The 1,377-nt window shown below is 69.7% G+C and carries 2 protein-coding genes; both read right to left on the reverse strand.

What is annotated here, in order from left to right; genetic code table 11:
• A partial coding sequence (locus tag H6A15_RS10135) for an ATP-binding protein (RefSeq protein WP_204673635.1) occupies positions 1-690 on the reverse strand: 690 nt, incomplete at its 3' end.
• On the reverse strand, positions 680-1,377 hold a 698-nt coding region (locus H6A15_RS10140; RefSeq protein WP_428840711.1), incomplete at its 5' end, for a Mu transposase domain-containing protein. The genes H6A15_RS10135 and H6A15_RS10140, both read right to left, overlap by 11 nt.

The raw sequence follows: 1,377 nt of genomic DNA on the forward strand, positions 1-1,377 counted from the left end.
CCTGGCGTGCTCCACGGCCCGGTTCAGTATCGAGTCGGCGCACAGCTCCGAGTTGATCCTCAGGTACCACTGGTCGGGCTCGAGCTGCGACGCGAACATCGTCGAGCCGCGGCCCTCCCGGGCCTCCAGAATCTCGAACAGGTCGACCGCGTTGAGCGGGTTCTCGATCGGCGTCGTGAAGAAGTCGTCCAGGATCAGCAGGTCCGGCTTCGAGAACCGGTCGAGCGCGTCGTAGACGCGGCCCTCGCTCCTTGCCACGTTGAGCTCGCGGAACATGTCGTTGAGCCGCGCGTAGCGCACCGACATGAGGTTCCGGCAGGCGGCGACGCCGAGCGCCTGCGCGATGTAGCTCTTGCCCCCTCCGCTCTCCGATAGGATCACGAGGTTCTCGCGGGCCTCGACCCACGCGCAGGACGCGAGCCTGGCGATGCGGTCGCGGGTGAGGTTCCTTTCGGGGAGGTAGTAGATGTCCTCCACGCATGCGCCCTTGATCTTGAAGCGGGCCGCCCTCACCGCCTTGTCGATCTTCCTGCTGTCGCGGGCCTCGAGCTCGGCGTCGATGCACGCCCCGATCTTGTCCTCGAAGGTCATGTCGTCGAACGCCTCGTCCTCGCAGATCTCGCGAAGCTTCCTCCCGAAGGCGCCCACGCGCCATTTCGTGAACAGGGCGAAGTCCTCCTCACTGAGCATCGGAGCCACCCCGCCTCCTGCGGTAGTACTCGGCGCCGCGGACCCTGCCGGCGTGCTCCGCGCGGTCGACGACCTGTCCCGTCGGCTGCCGAGCGGACGGCGCCGATGCGGCCTCCGCCCTCAGCGCCGCCATGGTGTTCTTCACGCGCGTGTAGGTCGCCGTGCCCCCGGAGGCGTTGAGTTTCGCGCACGCCGCCTCGAGCTCGGCCGTCCGGCCGCGCCTGGAGAGGGACAGGATGTTCGAGCACGGGACGTAGCCCTGCGCCTCGATGGGGTGCGCGTCGAGGACCGACCCTATCAGCCTCTTGGTCTCGGGGCCGACCTCGCCGGCGCGGCGCTCGAACCATTCGCGCGTCCACAGCGACTGCGCCTCGAGGTGCTCCGGCGGCATGTGCGCGGGATCGGTCGAGTACTGGCCCTTGCGGCCGCGCAGGCGCCGGTGCTCCGCGACGGTCTCGCCGCCGTCCAGGATCGCGACGGAGGCCGCGCCCAGCCGCACGTCGACGGTCCTGCCGACGAGGCGGTGCGGCACCGAGTAGCGCATGTGGTCGCACTGCACGTGGTAGTCCGGAGACACCTTGCAGCGCCTCCACTCGTACAGCTCGAACGGCGCCCCGGGCAGAGGGTTCAGCGCCGCGCGCTCCTCGCCGAAGAACGCGTCGTCGCGACTGCCCTCGGCGCGCTCGC

This window comes from Enorma phocaeensis (genome assembly GCF_016901575.1).
In the GTDB taxonomy this organism is placed as follows: domain Bacteria; phylum Actinomycetota; class Coriobacteriia; order Coriobacteriales; family Coriobacteriaceae; genus Limicola; species Limicola phocaeensis_A.